1 protein-coding gene is annotated in these 1,550 nt (G+C 44.6%); it reads right to left on the reverse strand.

The genetic code is table 11. The annotated features are described in order from the left end of the window. Positions 1-218: 218 nt before the first annotated feature. Positions 219-1,436 (reverse strand): tyrosine-type recombinase/integrase, encoded by a 1,218-nt coding sequence (locus ACESZP_RS17880; protein WP_055224659.1) that lies wholly within the window; start codon positions 1,434-1,436, stop codon positions 219-221. Positions 1,437-1,550: the final 114 nt, after the last annotated feature.

The raw sequence follows: 1,550 nt of genomic DNA on the forward strand, positions 1-1,550 counted from the left end.
TTCTGTAATACTGGATTCCTTTCAATGTAATGGTCCCATACTTCGGGATCTGTGTTTTCTTTTTTGCCATCTTTGATCGTCCTTTCTTGATAATGTGTAGTCTCCGTATCTACACTCTCTTTTTATCAGAAAGCCTCGATTTAATCAAAGATACGGCTGATGTAAAACAAAGAGCGAGACATCCTTGCCTCGCTCCTGCTTTACTTCCTATTTTATTATTACTGTGCTGCGTCCCAGCTTGCAAACGCGCAACTCATTGATCTGACCAGCTCATCTGGTCTGTTGTACTTAACCTTTGCATAAATGTCCATGGTAATCTTGCTGCTTTCATGGCCTGCCAGGTATTGAACCGTTTTGGGATCTACCGATGCATGAATGAGATTGGTAATGTAAGTATGCCGCAGCTGATGGGGTGTTACTTCAAAGTCCAGACTGTAAACCACTTTTCCGTTATGAGCAGCCTTTTCCCCCAAGACAGGTGTGACAGTATGCTTTACTCTTTTTCCATCTTCATACCGATAATAGCTCCGCTCCTTGACCGTCCTCGTAACAATATACTGCCAAAGTCGCTTAAACTGCGTGTAGGACAGCGGTTCGCCGTCCCGGTTTGAAACCACATACTCCGAAGTCGATGTTTCCTTTGCTGCTTTCAAACACTCAGCCAAGCAAACAGGAAGAGGGATATTTCTCTCCGCAGCCTTGGTTTTCAATTCGTCTGAGATTACCGGTCTGTTGTGTTCTGTGTGCCATGCCCGCCTTACCGTCAGATATGGAGTATCCGTATCCAGATATACTGAATCCCATTGCAGAGCAAGAATTTCTTCCCGGCGCAGCCCTGCATATAAACCAATCATGACAAAGACATAAGGCGGCAAATCTCGGATAGCATCCAAAAGGCGTGCTGCCTGTTCATCTGTCAAAGCCTGACGATCCTCTTGTGGAACACCGCCACCTTTTGTCGTGAGATAAATCGTCGGGTTATGGTCAATGATCCTGCTTTCCATCGCTGCGCGAAAGATAGATTTGTAAAGGATTACCACAGATTTATAAACCGATGCAGATTTCTTGGAAACCGGAACAAGGGCAAGCTGAATATCATCCAGGCTAACCTCACCCATCCGTTTATCTCCCAATTCCGCTATAATATGCCGCCTGACCTTTGAGGTGTAATCCGTCAAAGTAGTAGCTCGTACATGAACCGACTGCATCAGCAGCCACTTTTCACAATACTCTGCAACTGTGGGCGTTTTCCGATGAAAAGTGGCATTCTCAATCTGTTCCAACGCAAGCGTTTCTTTGTTGTATAGTTCTTCAGGTGTTTTTGCGTAGATAGCTACGAGCTTACCATTCGTGTCTTTGATTCTGGTCCTATAATATAGGACACCTCTTTTCATAACTGTGCCATATTGAGGAAGCATTATTTTCCTATTTGCCAATTCCTCCACCTCCTAAGAATATACTCCAGCGCTGTATCTATGTTTTATCAGACCATTATGATTTCGACAAGGATACGGACCGGCTCACACTCCAGCTCTGCGAGGTTTACGATA

Origin of the sequence: Candidatus Dorea massiliensis AP6, from assembly GCF_964245105.1 — a bacterium.
Lineage (GTDB): Bacteria > Bacillota > Clostridia > Lachnospirales > Lachnospiraceae > Laedolimicola > Laedolimicola intestinihominis.